Source organism: Stenotrophomonas maltophilia (genome assembly GCF_900186865.1).
In the GTDB taxonomy this organism is placed as follows: domain Bacteria; phylum Pseudomonadota; class Gammaproteobacteria; order Xanthomonadales; family Xanthomonadaceae; genus Stenotrophomonas; species Stenotrophomonas maltophilia.
In genome coordinates this window covers 3,891,218-3,911,142 of sequence record NZ_LT906480.1, presented here as the reverse complement: position 1 = coordinate 3,911,142, position 19,925 = coordinate 3,891,218, and the positions used below count along the sequence as shown (strand labels likewise).

General features: G+C 66.4%; 15 protein-coding genes and 1 pseudogene. 10 read left to right on the top strand and 6 right to left on the bottom strand.

What is annotated here, in order from left to right; translation table 11 throughout:
• Positions 1 to 78: 78 nt before the first annotated feature.
• Both CKW06_RS18550 and CKW06_RS18545 read right to left on the bottom strand, forming a co-directional pair.
• Positions 79 to 1,368, bottom strand: coding sequence for an ATP-binding protein (locus tag CKW06_RS18550; protein ID WP_024957833.1), 1,290 nt, complete (start codon positions 1,366 to 1,368; stop codon positions 79 to 81).
• Entirely contained in the window at positions 1,365 to 2,102 is a 738-nt protein-coding gene (locus tag CKW06_RS18545) for a winged helix-turn-helix domain-containing protein (RefSeq protein ID WP_005414287.1), read from the bottom strand. Before CKW06_RS18545 ends, CKW06_RS18550 begins: the two co-directional genes overlap by 4 nt.
• A 182-nt stretch (positions 2,103 to 2,284) precedes the next feature.
• Between CKW06_RS18545 and CKW06_RS18540 the strand changes: the two genes are divergently transcribed.
• Positions 2,285 to 3,571, top strand: a complete 1,287-nt coding sequence (locus CKW06_RS18540; RefSeq protein ID WP_024957834.1) for an O-acetylhomoserine aminocarboxypropyltransferase/cysteine synthase family protein — start codon at positions 2,285 to 2,287, stop codon at positions 3,569 to 3,571.
• Positions 3,572 to 3,901: 330 nt separating this feature from the next.
• Here CKW06_RS18540 and ybaL read toward each other — a convergent pair whose 3' ends face one another.
• Positions 3,902 to 5,599 carry a YbaL family putative K(+) efflux transporter gene (ybaL, locus tag CKW06_RS18535; RefSeq protein WP_005414286.1) on the bottom strand — a complete coding sequence of 566 codons (1,698 nt, stop codon included), beginning with the start codon at positions 5,597 to 5,599 and terminating at the stop codon, positions 3,902 to 3,904.
• 481 nt (positions 5,600 to 6,080) lie between these two features.
• On the opposite strand from ybaL, the gene CKW06_RS18530 reads away from it, so the two are divergent.
• From CKW06_RS18530 to CKW06_RS18520, 3 genes are all read left to right on the top strand, one after another.
• Positions 6,081 to 6,659: a hypothetical protein gene (locus CKW06_RS18530; protein ID WP_024957835.1), complete on the top strand. Its 579-nt coding sequence runs from the start codon at positions 6,081 to 6,083 to the stop codon at positions 6,657 to 6,659.
• On the top strand, positions 6,640 to 7,137 hold the full coding sequence (locus tag CKW06_RS18525; protein ID WP_024957836.1) for a hypothetical protein: 498 nt from the start codon (positions 6,640 to 6,642) through the stop codon (positions 7,135 to 7,137). The genes CKW06_RS18530 and CKW06_RS18525 overlap by 20 nt, the downstream gene beginning before the upstream one ends.
• A gap of 156 nt (positions 7,138 to 7,293) precedes the next feature.
• Positions 7,294 to 8,145 carry a hypothetical protein gene (locus CKW06_RS18520; RefSeq protein ID WP_231910810.1) on the top strand — a complete coding sequence of 284 codons (852 nt, stop codon included), beginning with the start codon at positions 7,294 to 7,296 and terminating at the stop codon, positions 8,143 to 8,145.
• 104 nt (positions 8,146 to 8,249) lie between these two features.
• Here the strand turns inward: CKW06_RS18520 and CKW06_RS18515 are convergent, their stop codons facing one another.
• Positions 8,250 to 10,637, bottom strand: coding sequence for a TonB-dependent receptor plug domain-containing protein (locus CKW06_RS18515; RefSeq protein WP_038645251.1), 2,388 nt, complete (start codon positions 10,635 to 10,637; stop codon positions 8,250 to 8,252).
• 335 nt (positions 10,638 to 10,972) lie between these two features.
• On the opposite strand from CKW06_RS18515, the gene CKW06_RS18510 reads away from it, so the two are divergent.
• Positions 10,973 to 12,838 (top strand): ABC-F family ATP-binding cassette domain-containing protein, encoded by a 1,866-nt coding sequence (locus tag CKW06_RS18510; protein WP_038645255.1) that lies wholly within the window; start codon positions 10,973 to 10,975, stop codon positions 12,836 to 12,838.
• Between the two features lie 78 nt (positions 12,839 to 12,916).
• On the opposite strand, the gene ampR is transcribed toward CKW06_RS18510, so the two are convergent.
• Positions 12,917 to 13,783, bottom strand: coding sequence for a LysR family transcriptional regulator AmpR (gene ampR / locus CKW06_RS18505; protein ID WP_005410767.1), 867 nt, complete (start codon positions 13,781 to 13,783; stop codon positions 12,917 to 12,919).
• Positions 13,784 to 13,959: 176 nt separating this feature from the next.
• Between ampR and blaL2 the strand changes: the two genes are divergently transcribed.
• The 3 genes from blaL2 (at position 13,960) to CKW06_RS18490 (ending at position 16,865) form a co-directional block, all read left to right on the top strand.
• On the top strand, positions 13,960 to 14,871 hold the full coding sequence (gene blaL2, locus CKW06_RS18500; RefSeq protein WP_005414283.1) for a L2 family extended-spectrum class A beta-lactamase: 912 nt from the start codon (positions 13,960 to 13,962) through the stop codon (positions 14,869 to 14,871).
• A gap of 84 nt (positions 14,872 to 14,955) precedes the next feature.
• Positions 14,956 to 16,170 carry a cation:proton antiporter gene (locus CKW06_RS18495; protein ID WP_005410765.1) on the top strand — a complete coding sequence of 405 codons (1,215 nt, stop codon included), beginning with the start codon at positions 14,956 to 14,958 and terminating at the stop codon, positions 16,168 to 16,170.
• A 53-nt stretch (positions 16,171 to 16,223) separates the two neighbouring features.
• Positions 16,224 to 16,865 (top strand): hypothetical protein, encoded by a 642-nt coding sequence (locus CKW06_RS18490; RefSeq protein ID WP_005410764.1) that lies wholly within the window; start codon positions 16,224 to 16,226, stop codon positions 16,863 to 16,865.
• A 49-nt stretch (positions 16,866 to 16,914) separates the two neighbouring features.
• On the opposite strand, the pseudogene CKW06_RS18485 reads toward CKW06_RS18490, so the two are convergent.
• Positions 16,915 to 17,658, bottom strand: a pseudogene (locus CKW06_RS18485) (DUF3011 domain-containing protein).
• 158 nt (positions 17,659 to 17,816) lie between these two features.
• Between CKW06_RS18485 and aspS the strand changes: the two are divergent.
• Positions 17,817 to 19,568: an aspartate--tRNA ligase gene (gene aspS, locus CKW06_RS18480; RefSeq protein ID WP_005414279.1), complete on the top strand. Its 1,752-nt coding sequence runs from the start codon at positions 17,817 to 17,819 to the stop codon at positions 19,566 to 19,568.
• Positions 19,569 to 19,584: 16 nt separating this feature from the next.
• The gene (locus CKW06_RS18475; protein ID WP_024958674.1) at positions 19,585 to 19,905 is read left to right on the top strand and encodes a hypothetical protein; all 321 of its coding nucleotides are present in this window, start codon (positions 19,585 to 19,587) and stop codon (positions 19,903 to 19,905) included.
• Positions 19,906 to 19,925 lie beyond the last annotated feature (20 nt).

Genomic DNA, 19,925 nt, shown 5'->3' with positions numbered 1-19,925 from the left:
GCGTGGCGATACGCCGGCGACCGATCCGTCCGCAGTTGTGCGGGAGTTGTAATCAACTGTAACCGCGCCCAGGGGCGTTCAGCTGGCAGCCAGCGGCCAGTGCATTTCCATGCGCGCGCCGCCCAACGTGGCGCGGCTGATGCGAAGTTCGCCGCCGTGGCGGACGGCAATGCGGCTGACGATGGCCAGGCCCAGGCCGAAGCCCCCGGTATCGCGGCTGCGGCTGTCATCCAGGCGGGTGAACGGGCGCATCACCTTTTCGCGATCGGCCTCGGCAATGCCGGGACCGTCGTCATCCACACGCAGGCAGGCGCGGCCGCTGACACCGACCAGCGAGACTTCCACCTGCGAACGCGCATGGCGCAGCGCATTGCCCACCAGATTGCTGAGTGCCAGCTGCAGCAGGCGTGGTTCGGCATCCACCCGCGGCAACGCACTGGGCTGCACGCGCAGTACCACCCCGGCACGTTCGGCATCACGGCGCGCATCGGCCAGGCAGGCCTGCAGCCAGTCGTTGGCTTCGATGCGCTGCATCGGCTCGCCCTCGCTGGGATGCTCCAGCCGTTCGTAAGCCAGCAGTTCGCTGACCAGCCGGTTGAGTTCGGCCAGATCGCCGTGCAGGCCCCGCGCCAGCCGTTCGCGGCGTTCGCGGTCATCGCTGTCCTGCATCAGGTCCAGGCCGAAGGCCACGCGCGCGATCGGCGTGCGCAGCTCGTGCGAGATCGCATGGGTCAGGTCGCGCTGGCGCTGCACCAGTTCGGCCACGCGTGCCGCCATGCGGTTGGAGTGGTCGACGATGACCCGGATCTGCGAGCGTGGCGAGACCTGGGCACGTGCCTGCAGATCGCCCGAACCGATGCGGTCGGCATGCCGGCGCAGCGCTTCCAGGTCGCGCCAGAGCAGGCGCACCCACGCGTACAGGCTGGCGCCCACCAGCAGCAGGATGCTGAGGTAGGCGGCGATGGTCATGTACGTCGTCATCTGCACCGCGCCAGGCAGGCGCAGGTGCAGCCAGCGGCCATCGCTGCCCTCGATGGGCAGCAGGACCTGCTGGTATTGATCGCGCACGATGAAACCATCGGCCTTCACGGCCACCTGTTCCTGCGCGTCGAGTGCGGGAGGTTTGTCGAGCAGGGTCAGGGCGATGCCGTAGTGTGGCTGCCACTGCTGCAGGCGCTCACGCTGCTGGTCGGCATCCAGGCCGGCCAGGCCACTGCGCAGGGCGTACACCTGACCACGCACCTGCTGGACGAAGACGCGATCCTGCACGGGCGTGTAGATGCCGTCCAGGATGTGGTTGAGGAAGAACACCGACACCAGGAAGCAGGCACCCGTGATAAACCACAACCACAGGAACAGCCGCTTCATGCCGTCCAGGCCGACGGATTGAACTGGTAGCCACGGCCCCACACGGTCTTGATCCGCCGCGGTTCGCGCGCATCATCACCGAGCTTGCGGCGCAGCTTGCCGATGCTGACATCAACACTGCGGTCCAGGCCGTCAAAGCCGATGCCGCGCACCGCCTGCAGGATCTGGTCGCGCGACAGGATCTGCCCCGGCTGGCTGGCCAGCAGCCACAGGATCTCGAATTCCGTGGTGCCCAGCTCGACCGGTTGACCGTGCAGGTGCACTTCGCGCTGCATGCGGTCGATCAGCAGTTCGCCATGCATCAGACGGCTGGGTGTACCGGTGTTGCTGCTGCCATGGCGGCGGCGCAGCAGGGCGCGCAGGCGGGCCAGCAGCAGGCGCGGCTCGATCGGTTTGTGCACATAGTCATCGGCGCCCGATTCCAGGCCCAGCACCTGCTCGATGTCGTCTTCGCAGGCGGTCAGCATCAGGATCGGCACGTCGGAGAAGCTGCGGATCTGCCGGCACACGTCGATGCCGCCGAGGCCGGGCAGCATCAGGTCCAGTACCACCAGCTCGGGCGCATGCTGGCGGCAGGCCGCGCCGGCAAGGTCACCGCGTGCCACATGCTGCACGGCGAAACCATGTTCGTGGAGATAGTCGCTGACCAGCTCGGCCAGGCGACGGTCGTCCTCCACCAACAAGACCTGGGTCGGGGTACCGTTGGCGGTGGGTGTCCAGGGGGATGGCTGCATGCGCGTGGGGCCTCCGTGCCCGGGCAGGAGCGCCCGGCGGCGAAGCCTATCAACGCCCCGTGACCGCTGCCTGAATCGCGGCCAACCTGATAACCCCCGGTATGGACGTCATCGCCAGCAGCTTTCAGCGGCCGGCGACGGCTGGCCTATGGTGGCGGTTTCCCCGGATGGAGCCTGGCGCAATGAGCGACCCGCAGTGGCAACTGGAAGCCCTGGCCGTACACGGCGGCTACCGTCCCGACCCGACTACCCGCGCGGTGGCGGTGCCGATCTACCAGACGGTGGCGTATGCCTTCGATGACACCCAGCACGGCGCCGACCTGTTCGACCTGAAGGTACCGGGCAATATCTACACGCGCATCATGAACCCCACCACCGACGTGCTGGAGCAGCGCCTGGCCGCGCTGGAAGGCGGCATCGGTGCGCTGGCGCTGGCCTCGGGGCAGGCCGCGATCACCTATGCCATCCAGACCATTGCAGAGGCTGGCGACAACATCGTCGCCTCCAGCGCGTTGTATGGCGGCAGCCTCAACCTGCTGGCGCACACCCTGCCGCAGTACGGCATCCAGGCGCGCTTTGCTGATCCGGCTGATCCTTCTGCGTTCGCCGCGCTGATCGACGAGCGCACCAAGGCGGTGTTCGTCGAATCGATCGGCAACCCGCGCGGCAACGTCACCGACATCGCTGCGATTGCGGAGGTCGCGCATGCCGCTGGCGTGCCGCTGATCGTCGACAACACCGTGGCCACGCCGTTCCTGCTGCGCCCATTCGAGCACGGCGCCGACATCGTGGTGCATTCGCTGACCAAGTACCTGGGCGGCCACGGCACCAGCCTCGGCGGCGCGATCATCGATTCCGGCCGCTTCGACTGGACCGCACAGCCCCAACGCTTCGCGCGGCTCAACCAGCCCGACCCCAGCTACCACGGCGTGGTCTATACCGAAGCCCTGGGGCCAGCGGCCTACATCGGCCGCGCGCGGGTGGTGCCGCTGCGCAATACCGGCGCTGCGTTGTCGCCGTTCAATGCGTTCCTGATCCTGCAGGGCATCGAGACCCTGGCCCTGCGCATGGAACGCATCAACGCCAACGCACTGGCCGTCGCGCAGTTCCTGAAGTCACACGCAAAGGTGGCGTGGGTGCGCTATGCCGGGCTGGCCGACGATCCCGAGCACGCCGCCGCGCAGCGCTATCTGGGTGGGTACGGCTCGGGCGTGCTGACCTTCGGCCTGCCGGGCGGGCGCGAGGCAGGGGCACGTTTCCTTGACGCGCTGAAATTGTTCACCCGCCTGGTCAACCTGGGCGATGCGAAGTCACTGGCCACCCATCCCGCCTCGACCACCCACCGCCAGTTGGATGCGGCGGAGCTGGCCAAGGCCGGCGTCAGTGAAGACACCGTGCGGCTGTCGATCGGCATCGAACATATCGGCGACCTGCGTGCCGACCTGGAGCAGGCCCTGGCCGGCGCCTGATAGCCACACGCTTGGTCGTCATCGCCACAGGCGATCACCACCCGCGCCGCGATGGGTTACGGTGGAACTGCCTCTCCAAGGCGTGGCAACGTGGCGATCCAGATCCCCGGTCGATGCGGGTCGACCGGGGATTTTTTTGTTTCCGGGGTCAGATCCGTTTTCCTGTGGAAAACGGATCTGACCCCATGCGCCGCCGTGTCGACCAAGGTCGACACCCACCAACAGCAGCCGGGACGCGCCCCGCCATCCCACGGAGAGTGAGCTTTTGCCGTTGCCGTTGACGTTGATTCGGCAGGTGCAGGGCTGCAAGCCCTGCCGCACGCACACCCCTCACACCACCGGAATACTGTGCTGGCCCAACCCGCGATACGGCGGCGTGGCCATCACCATCTCCGCCAGCGAATACGCCAGCTCACGTTCGGCCATCACCGTGCCATCCGCACCGTGTTCCAGCAGATGCTTCACCTCGGCGTCGCTGTGCGCACGCGCCAGCAGGGTCAGGTCCGGGTTGATCGCCCGCAGCTTGGCCAGTGCCTCACCGGCTTCCAGCGGCTGCGGAATCGCCAGCACCGCGATCTTCGCGCGTTCCGGATGGGCCTCGGCCAGCACCCGGTCGGCAGCGGCACTGCCGCGGATCGCCGCCAGGCCCTTGGCGTGCGCCTGCTCGACGTGTTCCTTGTTGTCATCGATCACCAGCACCGGCACGCCACGGTCGCGCAGCACCTGCGCCAGTTCGCTGCCCACCCGGCCATAGCCGATCACGATGGCGTGGTCATGCAGGTCGCGCGACGGGCCGATCGCTTCGGGCGGCTCGGGTACCTGCGGAGACTGCTCCTGCTTGGCCTGCCAACGGTCGAGCAGGCCGAACACCAGCGGGTTGAGCATGATCGACACCAGCGCACCGGCCAGTACCAACGACTGGCCCTCCTTCGGCAGGATCTGCAGCGCCACGCCGAGGCCGGCGATGATGAAGGCGAACTCGCCGATCTGCGCCAGGCTGGCCGAGATGGTCAGCGCGGTGCTGGTCGGGTGGCCGAACGCACGCACGATGAAGAACGCGGCGGCCGACTTGCCGAACATGATGATCAGCACCGTGGCCAGCACCTGCCACGGGTGCTGCACGATGATGTTGGGGTCGAACAGCATGCCGACCGACACAAAGAACAACACCGCGAACGCATCGCGCAGCGGCAGCGAATCATGCGCGGCCTTGTGGCTCAGCTCCGATTCGTTGAGCAGCATGCCGGCAAAGAACGCGCCCAGCGCGAACGAGACGCCGAACAGCATCGCCGAGCCGAACGCCACGCCCAGCGCGATCGCCAGCACGGACAGGGTGAACAGCTCACGCGAACCGGTACCGGCGATGCGTTCCAGGATCCACGGGATGACCCGGCGCCCGACCACCAGCATCACCGCCACGAACAGGCCCAGCTGCACGAAGGTCCAGCCGATGTCGGCCAGCACGCTGCCCAGCGAGTGCGATTCCTTGGCCGCGTCGGGGCCGAACACGCCGGCCATCACCGGCATCATCACCAGTGCCAGCACGCAGGCCAGGTCTTCGACGATCAGCCAGCCGACCGCGATCTTGCCGCGCATCGTCTCCAGCAGACGGCGTTCTTCCATCGCCCGCAGCAGCACCACGGTGCTGGCGGTGGCCAGCGAGAAACCGAAGATGACGCCATGGATGGCCGGCCAGCCCATCAGCGAGGCCACGCCCCAGCCGAGCAGGGTGGCCACTGCGATCTGCCCAATGGCACCGGGAATGGCGATGGCCTTGACCGCCATCAGGTCCTTCAGCGAGAAGTGCAGGCCGACACCGAACATCAGCAGCATCACGCCCAGTTCGGCCAGCTGGTTGGCCAGCGCCTGGTCGGCGACGAAGCCGGGGGTGAACGGACCTACGCAGATGCCAGCAACCAGGTAACCGACCAGGGGAGACAAGCGGAGCTTGTTGGCCAGCGCGCCGAAGATGAAGGCGAGCCCCAGGCCAACGGCCACGATGTTGATCAGGTCGGTGTCATGGTGCATCGGCACTCGCAGGAAATCGGGGGGATGCCCGATTTTCACCGATGCGGCCACATACGGCAAACCCGGCCAGCGTATCGGATCGTTGCGTGGGCGGAGCCATCAGTGGTCGGCGTCCGACCTGGCGTGTGCAGGGCGATCGAGGGTGGCGCTGTCGGGATCGGACCTAATTGGGGTGACCCGTTCCTCTGGACCGTGAACCGGAGCCAGGCCGACGCCACCCGAGAAAGGCACGGGAAGGGGGATGGGTTCGATACGCGGCGGCGCCATCGCAGGACTCTTTGCCCCTGTGCGCCAAGGTTTTCAGTCGATCCAACGACATACGAGGGTGGGAAGTCATTCTGGTGGCGCGCGTTCTGGGCAGGACGCCTGAGGTCTGGCCGAAGTTTTTCCGAGCCCCGCACGCGTCACCATGTGCTCATTGCCCCTTCTGCTTGCCAACCAGGCGGGGCCTGCTCTCTAGATCGCATGGGTGAACAACCGCATGAAGCTTCCCGACATTGAATTAGTGATTCAGGCGGTAGGCCAGGACACGAGTTCTGCCTCCCTGTCCCGGTTGCTCCTTGAACTGGAAATCGGCGAGGTCGACTTCCGTCGCTATCCGTTCAACTTGGCTGGAAGGCGAATATGGACCGACAGCGAGGGGGCGCTGCAGTTGGAATTCAAGGACATCGGCCTGCTGAAGGACATTCCATATCACGGTCTGGACGATGGCCCATGGGTGCTGACCGACGCGATCTTCTGGGGAGTCAGGAAAAACAAGCGGGCCTACGCTGGATCTTTACCCCACGGACTGAGCTTTTCCATGCTGCGTCCACATATCAGGGACCGACTTGGCGCTTTGGGTGCAGGGAACGCTGTCGAGATGGGCTTTTCTGGAGAAGTGGATATCTGGTGGGTCAGCGGTCTGAAGCTTGCGGTGGATTTTTCTGGTCCCGGAGATTCGATTCACTGCGTATCCGTTGGCATTCCGGTGGACCGTCCTGATCGCCGGGCGTACGCGCGGCGTGTGTGCTTCTCGCCCGTATGGACAAGGGACCTTGATGAATCATCCAGCCATTGAAGAGTTCATCGCTGCGATCGGCAGCGATTCAGAATCGCAGGAGCTCGAAACCATATTTTCGAGGATTGGAATCCAGCTTCAGAATCTGGATGATTACCGCATGGGTGTCAGTGGTCACCGGATCTGGGCAGATGACGCTGCTGGACTGCAGCTTGAATTCAAGGATGCCGGTCTGGTCTCAGAGACCGCCTATCACGACATCGATGATGGCCCCTGGATGCTCGCCGACGTGATCTTCTGGGGCTGGCGAAATGACACCGGCACCCAGTATGAAGGGCCGATGCCTTTCGGCCTGAACTTCCTGATGTCCAGGGACCAGATCAGGTCGGACGTATCTGCCGATCTGGGGGCGCCAATGGTGTTTGGTCTGTCTGGTAATGTCGACGCATGGATGCTCGGAAAGCTGGAGCTGGCTGTCGACTACGACGGTGAAAGGGGAGTCCGTTGCGTCAGCCTGGGGCTTCCACCAGAGGAATGAATGGACCTACAGGCGATAACGGCGCTGTTTGGCAGAAGCGCCACTGACCCAGCCGTCTCAACGATGCTGCAATCGCTTGGCGTCAGGCGAAGGCCAGAGCTGGCCCGTCCTGCAAAATGCCCTTACGAGGCGATTCTGCGTGTGAGCGCGCGGGGCATGCTGTTCTCTTTCAGCGAGCGCAACTACTGGAACGGGCGATCCGTTGCTTCGCACGGCAAGAGCGGTGAGCTGATCTTCACCAACGTTGCGGTGACAGCCGGCATTCCGGATGTCATGCGCAGGTACGAAGGCGATCTGCCGTTTGGCCTGCAATGGGAGGACGACAGGACGACCGCTCGCGAAAGGCTCGCCACGGCGGGCTTTGGGGATAGCTTGCACGCCGGCAGGCGTGACGCGTGGTGGTTGCCTGACTACCGCATTCGTCTGACGTATCAGGCTGGATGCATCAAGCAGGCAGGAGCGTGTGGGATCTTTGATATCAGCTTGGGAATTCCCATGCGTCCGTTGGCTTGCGCACCGGCAACGCGCGAGTACCCTTCAGCGGAGCAGGTGCTCGCTGTCCTCGGCAGATCGACCGAGGACGCTGATTTCCATGCCGTGTTCCGGGAGTTTGGTCTTGCGAGTCTGATGGCGGAGTCGAGCAGGGAGGTCGTCGATAGATCCGGCGAGCATGGCTTCATCCTGTACTTCGACAGCAAACGGGGCACGCCCGGTGGCCATCCGGTATGCACGGGTATCAGTTTCGTCCGCGATCGATTGGGAAACTCAAGAGCCTGGGCTGGGTCGCTGCCATTCGGTCTTCAGTTCGATGATCCGCCGTCCATTCTCGAAGAGCGCATTGGCCAAAGAGCCAGTCGTTGGCACGATGAACAGACATTTGGCAGCGCGAGCTGGATGCTTCCTGGTCTTCAAGTGAACGTGAATTTTGACAGTCTGGATAACTGTCTCGAGTCTGTCCGTGTGATCGCAGAAGGTCATCGCACGTCCAATTGCCAGCCGCACGGCTGATCTTGCTCGCAGCACATAGCAAAACACCCGCCGGATCATTCCGGCGGGTGTGAGAGATGCGGCGAGGGTATGCCGGCCAGCGGCCGCCACTACCAGAGCCTCGCTTACCAGGTGTACTTGATCCGCCCGTACACATACGCGCCGTTGAAGCCGAACGGCGAGTAGTTGCTGTACGGCAGCATGCCGAAGGTCGAGTTCTGCAGGTCTTCGGTGCGGTCCGGGTACTTGTCCAGCAGGTTGTCGGCGCCCACGGTCAGGGTCCAGTTGCTGCTCGGCTTGTAGCTGGCCGAGGCATCCACCACCCAGGCGTCGCCGTAGGTCTGGTCACGCAGCGCGGTGGCCGAGTTGCGCACGGTGAATTTGCCGTAGCGGGTGGCGGCCAGGCCCAGTTCCCAGTGGTCCGAACGCCAGGTGCCGCTCAGGATCGCCTTGTCGCGCGGGTAGCTGTCCTCGATGCGGCCAATTTCGTCGCGACCGATCAGCGACTGGGTCAGGCCCAGCGTTCCGAACACCGCCGGGGTGCCGCCAACGCGGCGCACTTCGGTGTCGTTGTAGCTGTACGCAGCGGTCAGCTCCAGGCTGCTGGCGTTGAACGGCACCGTATAGCTGGACACGAAGTCGACGCCACGGGTGCGCGTATCCAGGCCGTTGGTGAAGTAGGAGAACGCGGTCACCTGCGGCAGGCCCAGGGTGCCCAGCAGCGCGCTGGTGGCCGCGTTGGTGGTGATGCTGGACGACAATGCGATGCGGTCATCGATGTCGATCTGGTAGGCGTCGACGGTGATATACAGGCGGTCGACCGGCTGCAGCACCAGGCCCAGGCTGTAGGAGGTGGAGGTCTCGGCCTTCAGCGGCGAGGCGCCCAGCGCCTGCGCGGCCGGGCTGGTGGTCGGGAAGGTGCCACGCTCGACGAATACGCCATTGAGGAACTGGCTGGTGACCGCCTGGTAGCCCTGCTGCGCCAGCGACGGTGCACGGAAGCCACTGGAGGCGGTGGCCCGCAGCGCGACCTTGTCGGTGAATGCATAGCGCGCCGAAAGCTTGCCGGAGAAGCGGTCGCCGAAGTCCGAGTAGTCCTCGTAGCGGCCGGTGATGCCGGCCGAGAACTTCTCGGTCAGGTCCGCTTCCAGGCCAGCATAGACCGCGTAGTTGTGGCGGTCCGCATGCACTTCATTGGTCGGGGTGAAGCCCGCGAAGCCCTGCGCGCCGCTGCCTGTGTACGAGTTCAGCTCGCCCGGGTTCTGGTCCCACTTTTCCTTGCGGTACTCACCACCGAAGGACAGCGTGACCGGGTAGGCCAGGCCCCAGTCCAGCGACTTGGTCAGGTCGGCATTGAAGATGTCCTGCTGGTATTTCAGCGTGCCGTCGTAGAACGAGCGCGGGCTGGTTGCGCCGAGGCTGTAGTTGATGCTGTTGCGGGTGTGGAAGTCGAGGGTGTTCTCGCCGTGGTTCAGGCTCAGGTCCCAGGTCCAGCCGTTGTCGGTGTTGCCCTTGACCCCGGCCACCAGCGAGCGGTCCTTCGAATACTGGTTGATCTCCGGCACGAAGCCGTCGGGGTAGGTCTGCGCCAGCAGCGCGCTCTGACCGCTGTGGTTGCGCGAACGGTAGAACGCGAACGAGGTGATGTCGCGGTTGCTGAGCAGCGCGCTGGCGTAGCCGGTCACGTGGTCGCTGAAGTCGAAGCTGGCGTTGGCCGACGCGGCGGTGGCATCCACGCGCGGGTCGCCGACGATGAAGGTCTTCTGGCCGATGCTGGGGAAGTTGCCGGTGTTCGGGGTGGTGCCGCGGTACGGGCCGGCGCGGTTGCTCTCGTCCTGCTGGCTGATCTGGCCAGCCACGTGCACGCGACCACGGCCGTTGCCGAACTCGACGCCGGTATCGCCGGAGAGCTGGTACTTGTTGCCGTCACCGGCCGAGTACTGGCCGTAGTCCACGGCCAGGCTGCCGCCACGACCGCTGCCCTTGAGCACGACGTTGATGACGCCTGCAATGGCGTCCGAGCCGTACTGTGCCGACGCACCGTCGCGCAGCACTTCCACGCGCTCGATGGCGGCGATCGGGATCGCATTGATGTCCACCGCCGACGAGCCACGGCCGATGCTGCCGTTGACGTTGATCATCGCCGAGGTGTGGCGGCGCTTGCCGTTGACCAGCACCAGCACCTGGTCCGGCGACAGGCCGCGCAGCTGCGCCGGGCGCACGCCACTGGTGCCGTCGGTCAAGGCCGGGCGCGGGAAGTTCAGCGAGGGCAGGGCGCGCGACAGTGCGGTGGCCAGTTCACTGGTGCCGGTGGACTGCAGCACTTCAGGGGTGATGATGTCGATCGGCGACTGCGATTCGGCGACGGTGCGGTCGGCCACGCGGGTGCCGGTGACGATCACCGTGTCCAGGGTGTTGGCGGCGGTGCCGGCCTGCTGGGCAGCGGCAACGAACGGAGAGCCACCGAGTGCGACAGCGACGGCGGCGGCGATCAGGCTGGTCTTGCGGGTCATCGGGATGGGGCTCCGGTTGGCGGGGGTGGCACCGGAATCGACATCACGGGGGTGAGGCGGACGGCGGTTGTTGCGGTGCGCAAGGCAGGAATTAACGGGATATTCAGTGCCTGTCAAATGGTTGCAACAGGAAAAAACGTTGCAGCAGCAACCATTTAGCGGCAGAGGGCAGCGGCGGGAGGTGGGGCCCGGGGGCTGCGCGGGGCCGACGAGGGAGAGAGTTGGCCTGCCGCCGCGCATCCCGGGGCGCGTCAAGTATTCGTTAACGCTAGAATTACGTCGCAGGAACAGTGCTCACCAGCACATTCCATCCGGTTATATGGACCCCTCCCCCGATGATCTCCCTTCGTAATTTCGCCTTGCGCCGCGGCGAGCGGCTGCTGTTGTCCAATGTCGACCTGACCCTGCACGCCGGTTACCGGGTGGGCGTGGTCGGCCGCAACGGTGCTGGCAAGTCCAGCCTGTTCGCGGCGGTGAAAGGCGAGCTGGAGGCCGACAAGGGTGACGTCGACCTGCCCGGCAAGGTCCGTATCGCCAGCGTGGCCCAGGAAACCCCGTCGCTGCCGGACCCGGCGCTGAGCTTTGTGCTGGGCGGGGATACCGATGTGGCTGCGGTGCTGGCTGAAGAGGCTGAAGCAACCGCGCGCGAAGACTGGGAGGCGGTGGCCAACGCGCACACGAAGATGGCCGAGATGGGGGCCTACGACGCCGAAGCGCGCGCCGGCAAGCTGCTGCACGGCCTCGGTTTCCCGGCCGAGACCCACCACCGCGCGGTGTCCTCGTTCTCCGGCGGCTGGCGCGTACGCCTGAACCTGGCCCGCGCGCTGATGATGCCCAGCGACCTGCTGCTGCTGGACGAACCGACCAACCACCTGGACCTGGACGCGGTGTACTGGCTGGAGCAGTGGCTGCTGAAGTACCCCGGCACCCTGCTGTTGATCTCGCATGACCGCGAGTTCCTCGACAACGTGGCCACCCACACCCTGCACCTGCACGGCGGCGGCGCCAAGCTCTACCCGGGCGGTTATACCGATTTCGAGCGCCAGCGCGCCGAACAGCTGCGCCAGCAGCAGATCGCGCACGAGAAGGAACAGGCCGAGCGCGCCCACCTGCAGAGCTTCATCGACCGCTTCAAGGCACAGGCCAGCAAGGCCGCGCAGGCACAGAGCCGCATGAAGCGCCTGGCCAAGCTGGCCGGCACCGAAGCAGTGCGCGCCGAGCGCGAGTTCCGCATCGAGTTCGCGCCGCCGGCCAAGCTGCCGTTCTCACTGATCCGCCTGAACCATGTCGAGGCCGGCTACGGCAAGGACGCAGTGATCCTGCACAACGTCGGCTTCGGTCTGGAAGCGGGCCAGCGCATTGGCCTGCTCGGCCCGAACGGTGCCGGCAAGACCACCCTGGTGAAGACCCTGGTGGGCGAGCTGGCGCCGATCGTCGGCGAGCGCATGGCGCACCCGGACCTGAAGATCGGCTACTTCGCCCAGCACACGGTGGAGTCGCTGCACGAAGGCCAGTCGCCGATGGAGCACTTCCGCGAGATCGCCCCGGATGCACCGAACCAGTCGTTCCGCGATTTCCTTGGCAAGTGGAACTTCCCGGGTGACCGCGCGTTCGAGCCGGTCGATGGCTTCTCCGGTGGCGAGCGCGCGCGCCTGGCGCTGGCGCTGATCGCCTGGCAGCAGCCGAACGTGCTGCTGCTGGACGAACCGACCAACCACCTTGACCTGGAAATGCGCGAAGCGCTGGCCGAAGCACTGGTCACCTTCGAAGGCGCGATCGTGATGGTCTCGCACGACCGCCATCTGATCGGCCTGGTCTGCGATACCTACTGGCGCGTGGCCGATGGCGTGGTCGAGCCATTCGATGGCGACCTGGATGCCTACGCCGCGTGGCTGCGTACCCGCCCGCAGGCGCAGGGCACCAAGGCGCGCATGGAACAGGTGGAAGAGCCGGTGGTGGTCAAGACCGCCCCGGTGGCGCAGGTGGTGCAGAAGAAGCCGGTGAACCCGCACAAGCTGGCCGCCGCTGAAGCCAAGGTGGCCGAGCTGGAAGGTGCCTTGGCCGAGCTGGACCGCCAGCTGGCCGACCCGGCCAACTACGCCGATGCCACGCGCATGGCTGTGCTTGGCCGCGATCGCGAAACCGCCGCCGCGCAGCTGGAAAAGGCCGAAGCCGCCTGGATGGAACTGCTCGAGTCCTGACCGGTAGTGCCGGCCGCTGGCCGGCAGCGCGATGCGCCCACAACGATCAAGGGGTTGCCGGCCAGCGGCCGGCACTGCCTACCCGCCCTGTGCCTGCAGCCATTCGCGGAAGCGCCTGGCCGGCTCACGTTCGGCACGCGATCGCAGCCGCGTCAGCCAGTAGCGCCCCAGCTCCAGCGTGGTGCTGAACGGCTGCAGCAGGCGACCCTCGGCCAGTTCCTGCTCGAACATGCGCAGCGGCAGCAAGGCCACACCGGCGCCACCGGCGGCCGCCATCGCGACCGTCAACGAGGAATCGAATACCGGCCCGCGCGCTTCCACGCCGCTGACCCCGGCCGCCTGCAGCCAGCGCGGCCATTCGTCGCTGCGGTAGGAACGAAGCAGCGGCAGCGTGCCCAGGTCGCGTGGCTGTTTCAGGCGCCGCGCCAGCGCCGGTGCGCACAGCGGTGCAAACGGCGCGTCGAGGATCGCCGTGCACGCCTGGCCCTGCCAGTCGCCATCACCAAAGCGGATCGCCAGGTCCAGCCCTTCTCCGGCCAGGTCGATGCGGTTGTTGTGGGTCTGCAGGCGCAGCTCGATGTCCGGGTGCGCTGCCTCGAACGCGGCCAGCCGTGGCAGCAGCCAGCCGGTGGCGAAGGTGCCGACCACGCCCAGGGTCAGCACTTCACGCGCAGGTCCGCCGGTGTAACGCGCGATGCTGGCGGAGATGCGCTCGAACGATTCGTTGAGCACCGGATACAGGGCCGCGCCTTCATCGGTGAGCGCCACGCCGCGCGGGAGGCGATGGAACAGGCGGATGCCGAGCCGGTCCTCCAGTCCACGGATCTGGTGGCTCAGTGCGGCCTGGCTGACACACAGCTCCAGCGCGGCACGGGTGAAGTTCTGGTGGCGGGCGGCGGCCTCGAAGGCGCGCAGCGCGTTCAGTGGCAGGGTAGGGTGCAACATCGCGCAGTCGTGAGCTGGAGTGATGGATGATCCTAACGCTTCAACGAGACATTTCGGAAAATTAAGGGGTTGAATGCGTCAGACATTAATTGAACTAATGTCTCTCGCAGATTTTTTGCGCTGGTCGCCCCTGATCAAGGCTTCAATAATCGAGCGGTCCCCCAAGGAGAACCCGCATGCTCGCCCGTCGCCGATTCCTGCAGTTCAGTGGTGCCGCCGTGGCTTCCTCGCTTGCCTTGCCGCTGCTGGCACGTGCAGCGGGCAAGGCCACCGCCAACGCACCCACCGATGCCGCCATCACCGCCGCCAGTGATTTCGCCGCGCTGGAAAAGGCCTGCGCCGGACGCCTCGGCGTGACCCTGCTGGACACCGCCAGCGGTCGCCGCATCAGTCATCGCCAGGACGAGCGCTTCCCGATGTGCAGCACCTTCAAGAGCATGCTGGCGGCCACCGTGCTCAGCCAGGCCGAACGCATGCCGGCATTGCTGGACAGGCGCGTGCCGGTGGGCGAGGCCGATCTGCTCTCGCATGCACCGGTCACCCGCCGCCACGCCGGCAAGGACATGACCGTGCGCGACCTGTGCCGTGCCACGATCATCACCAGCGACAACACCGCCGCCAACCTGCTGTTCGGCGTGGTCGGTGGCCCGCCCGCAGTGACCGCGTTCCTGCGCGCCAGCGGCGACACGGTGAGCCGCAGTGACCGCCTGGAGCCGGAGCTGAACAGCTTTGCCAAGGGCGACCCGCGCGACACCACCACGCCGGCGGCGATGGCCGCGACCCTGCAGCGCGTGGTGTTGGGCGAGGTACTGCAACCGGCTTCGCGGCAGCAGCTGGCCGACTGGCTGATCGACAACGAAACCGGCGACGCCTGCCTGCGCGCGGGCCTGGGCAAGCGCTGGCGCGTGGGTGACAAGACCGGCAGCAATGGTGAAGACGCGCGCAACGACATCGCCGTGCTGTGGCCCGTAGCCGGGGGCGCCCCGTGGGTGCTGACGGCTTATCTGCAGGCAGGTGCGATCAGCTACGAGCAACGCGCTAGCGTGCTGGCACAGGTGGGGCGGATTGCCGACCGGTTGATCGGATGAGGTAACCGGGGTCATTCAAACGTGGCTTGCCGGATCGGTTCGGCGCGCGCATCCTGCGCGCGTTCGAACCACACGGAAGTCCCCATGAGCCATGAACTGATCTACCTGCTGCTGATCTTCGCGCTGCTGGTGATCCCGCGCGCGCTGCAGCGTTTCAGCCTGCCCGCGCCGCTGACCTGCCTGCTGTTCGGCATCATCGGCATGCTCTGGCTGGGCGACCAGGCCCATGATGCGGTGATCGGCCTGCTGGCCACGCTGGGCATTTCCTCGCTGTTCCTGTTCGCCGGCCTGGAAGTGGACCTGCAGGCGCTGCGCCGTGGCATGTGGCCGCTGCTGGCGCACCTGGTGATCCGTACCGGCACGCTGTTCGGCGTGGGCTGGCTGGCCTGGCGTTATGCGGGGCTGCCGTGGCAGGCCGCCGGCCTGCTGGCGCTGGCGCTGCTGACGCCGTCCACGGGCTTCATCATGGACTCGCTGTCGCGGCTTGGCCTCAGCGAAGACGAGCGGTTCTGGGTGACCAGCAAGGCCATCGCCGGCGAACTGCTGGCGCTGGCGGCGTTGTTCATCGTGCTGCAGGCCGGTGACCCAGGGCACATGGCGTTGTCCAGCCTGGCACTGCTGGCGATGATGATCGGCCTGCCGCTGCTGTTCATCGCGCTGGGCCGCTGGGTGGCACCGCACGCGCCGGGCTCGGAATTCTCGCTGCTGGTGATGGTTGGCATGGTGGCGGCCTACATCACCTACCTGCTGGGCGTGTACTACCTGGTTGGCGCGTTCATCGCCGGCCTGGTCGCGCGCCTGCTGCACCAGCGCATGCCGCTGCTGGCCTCGCACGAGAACCTGCACGCGCTGCGCCTGTTCGCCTCGTTCTTCGTGCCGTTCTACTTCTTCAACGCCGGCACCAAGGTGCCCGCCGAAGCGCTGAGCTTCGAGGCGCTGGGGCTGGGCATCGTGATCACCCTGGTGGTGCTGCCGCTGCGCATCGGCGTGGTCTGGCTGCAGCGCCGGGTGATGTTCGGCGAGAGCTTCCGCAGCAGCCTGCGGGTTTCGCTGGCGCTGGCACCGACGCTGATCTTCACCCTGGTGCTGGCGGCGATCATGCGTGAGCGCTTCCAGATTCCGGCGGTGCTGTTCGGTGCGCTGCTGCTGTACGCGGCGCTGACCACGCTGTTGCCGTCGCTGGTGTTCCGTACACCGTTTGACGTTGATCCGGTGGAGCAGGAGCCGGCCGGCGAGGGCGAGGCCGCACCGGTGGCGGCGACCGAAGCACTGCCGGCAGCACCGTCTGCCGAGCGCTGAGCGGGACTGGCGCGCGGTTTGCGCCCATCGTCCATGGCCGTTAGGGTTGGGGCATGAGACCGATTGCCGTTGCCACTACCGCCGCCCTCCTGCTCAGCCTCGCTGCGTGCACGCAGCGCTCCGATACGGTCGCCCACGATCTGGCGACCGCACCGGCCGATGCGTTCATGGCCGCCATCGCCGCACATTGCGGCCAGGCCTACGTCGGCAAAGTGGTGGAGGACACGCCTGCACCGACCGCCAAGGATCCGTTCGCCGGGCAGCGCCTGGTCATGCATGTGCGCGGCTGCGCCGACCCGGCGCACGAGCTGCGCATCCCGTTCCATGTCGGTGATGACCACTCGCGGACCTGGGTGCTGACCCGCACGCCGAACGGGCTGCGGCTGAAGCACGACCATCGCCACGAAGACGGCAGCCCCGACGCGATCACCCTGTACGGTGGCGACAGCACGCCGCCGGGCACCGCCGAGCGCCAGCAGTTCCCTGCTGATGCCGATTCGGTGGCGATGTTCCGCCGTGCCGACATGCTGGCTTCCACGCACAACACCTGGGCGATGGAGATCGATCCGGACCAGACGTTCGTCTACGAACTGACGCGCCCGGACGGCCGCCGCTTCCGCGTGCAGTTCGACCTGAGCAAGCCGGTCGACCTGCCACCGCCACCGTGGGGCGACGACACAGCACCCGCGCCGTGATCCCGGGGTCGGATCCCTCCTGCGGAGGGCTCTGACCCCGACCCTGCACTCATCGCGTGCCGAAGCGCGCCCGGCAGCCGTTGCTCACCCACACCTGGCCACGCGAGTAACCCCAGCTGCGGCCTTCCTGGCAGGCGCTGCCCGACAACTACTGCTGCAGCACCGGCCGGCCCTGGCGCTCATCCCAGTCGCAGGTCTGCGAGCGGTTGTTGTTGCTGCTGCAGGTGACGGAATAGTTGCTGTTGCCACCGCCCCAGCCGCCACCGCCACCGCCCCAGCCACGGGCCTCGGCGAATTCGGCGCGGCAGCCATTGCTGACCCACACCGCGCCGTTGCGCACACCCCAGGTACGGCCCTCGTTGCAAGGGCTGCCGGACAACTGGCGGACCAGATGAGCGTTGCGCCAGCCGACCGGGCAGCTGCGCTCGCGGTTGTTCTGGCTTTCGCAGCGGATGGTCTCGCCGGGGCGACCGTTGTTGCCTCCCCAGCCACCGCCATTGCCGCCACCCCAGCCACCACGGGCCTCGACGAACTCGGCGCGGCAACCATTGGTGACCCAGATGCTGCCATTGCGGCTGCCCCAGGAGCGCCCTTCCTCGCAGGGGCTGCCAGACAACTGACGGACCAGCTGCGCGCCGCGCCAGCCGGTGTTGCAGACCCGTTCGCGGTTGCTCTGGCTTTCGCAGCGGATCACCCCGTTCTGCGCACAGGCGGACGGGGCGGGCAGGGCAAGGGTGCCCAGCGCACCCAGGCTGAGGGTCACGGCCAGGCTGGCCAGGGACAGCGGTTTCATGGCGGCATCCCATACGGTGGCAGGTGCCCGACTATAGGGAGGGGGACGATCAAGCCGGTGTGACTGGCCGGATTTGCCCCAGCCGGGGCCTCGGCCGCAGAATACGAGGCTTTCCGGCCCCCACCCGGTGCCGGCGTTCTCCAGCGGAGCTTCCCCCCATGCGTACCCACTTCTGCGGCCTGGTCGACGAGACCCTGATTGGCCAGACTGTCACCCTCGCCGGCTGGACCGACGTGGCCCGTAACCAGGGCGGCGTCTGCTTCATCGATCTCCGCGATCATGAAGGCATCGTGCAGGTGACGGTGGAGGTCGACAATGCCGAAGTGTTCGCGGTGGCCGCGTCGCTGGGCTACGAGGATGTGCTGCAGGTGGAAGGCGTCGTGCGTGCCCGCCACGCGGTGAACGACAAGATGCGCACCGGCAAGGTGGAAGTGATCGCCACCGCCATCACCGTGCTGAACAAGGCTGCGCCGCTGCCGTTCCACGCCCATGAGAACCCGGGCGAGGAAACCCGCCTGAAGTACCGCTACCTGGACCTGCGCCGCCCGGAAATGCAGCGCATGCAGCGCACCCGCATCAAGCTGGTGCAGGCGCTGCGCCGCCACCTGGACGAAAAGGGCTTCCAGGACATCGAAACCCCGATCCTGACCAAGGCCACCCCGGAAGGCGCACGCGACTTCCTGGTGCCGGCGCGCATGCACCCAGGCGAGTTCTACGCCCTGCCGCAGAGCCCGCAGCTGTTCAAGCAGATCCTGATGGTGGCCGGCTTCGACCGCTACTACCAGATCGCGCGCTGCTTCCGCGACGAGGCCCTGCGTGCCGATCGCCAGCTGGAGTTCACCCAGCTGGACATGGAATTCGCCTTCGTCCGCGAGCGCGACGTGCAGGATTTCGTCGAGGACATGATCCGCGCCATCTTCAAGGAAGTGGTGGACGTGCAGCTGGATGCCAGCTTCCCGCGCATGACCTGGGCCGAGGCCATGCGCCGCTACGGCTCGGACAAGCCGGACCTGCGCATCGCGCTGGAGCTGGTGGACGTGGCCGAACTGGTCAAGGACAGCGAGTTCCCGGTGTTCACCGGCCCGGCCAATGATGCCGAGGGCCGCGTTGCCGCGCTGCGCATCCCGGGCGGTGCGTCGCTGTCGCGCAAGCAGATCGACGAATACGCCGCGCATGCCGCCAAGTACGGCGCCAAGGGCCTGGCCTACATCAAGATCGCCGACAACGGCGAAATCAGCTCGCCGATCCAGAAGTTCTTCAGCGAAGCGTCGTTCGCCGCGCTGGTCGCCCACGTCGGCGCCGGCAACGGCGACATCGTGTTCTTCGGTGCCGGCGGCTACAACAAGGTCTCCGACTTCATGGGCGCGCTGCGCCTGAAGGCCGGCAAGGACTTCGGCCTGGTCGCCGACGGCTGGGCGCCGCTGTGGGTCACCGACTTCCCGATGTTCGAGTGGGACGAGGAAGAACAGCGCTACGTCGCCCTGCATCACCCCTTCACCGCACCGGCCGTGGACGACATCGCCGACCTGCGCGCCAATGCCCGTACCGCCGTTTCGCGCGGCTACGACATGGTGCTCAACGGCAATGAGATCGGCGGCGGTTCGATCCGTATCCACCGTCCGGACATGCAGAGCGCGGTGTTCGAGCTGCTGGGCATCGGTGCCGAAGAAGCCCGTGCCAAGTTCGGCTTCCTGCTCGACGCGCTGAACTACGGCGCGCCGCCGCACGGTGGCATCGCCTTCGGCATCGACCGCATCGCCGCGCTGATGGCCGGCACCGAGTCGATCCGCGACGTCATCCCGTTCCCGAAGACCACTGGTGCACAGGATCTGATGACCGACGCGCCGTCGCCGATCGTCGACGCGCAGCTGGCCGAAGTGCACATCCAGGTTCGCCCCAAGACCAACTGATCAGGAGATCCAGGCAATGACCGAGTTTGCGTTTTCGCTGGAGTGGGAAAAGCTGGGCAATGAAGGCTCCGAGGCCAACCTGGTCACCGAGCGTGCACGCGTGTTCGGCGGTTGGCTGGTCCGCGTCGGTACCAACCCGGCCGCGATGGCCCTGACCTTCGTCGCCGACGGCGAAGGCCGTTGGGATGGAGAAGACTTCGGCGTCGAGGATTACGAGGACGACGAAGAGGAAGAGTACGACGAGGACGAGGACGGCGAGGAAGAAGAGGACGAGGACGAAGAGGAATACGAGGAAGAGGACGAGGAAGAAGAAGCGGAATCGCCTGAAAAGGCTTGACCCGCGCTTCGCCCTGACGT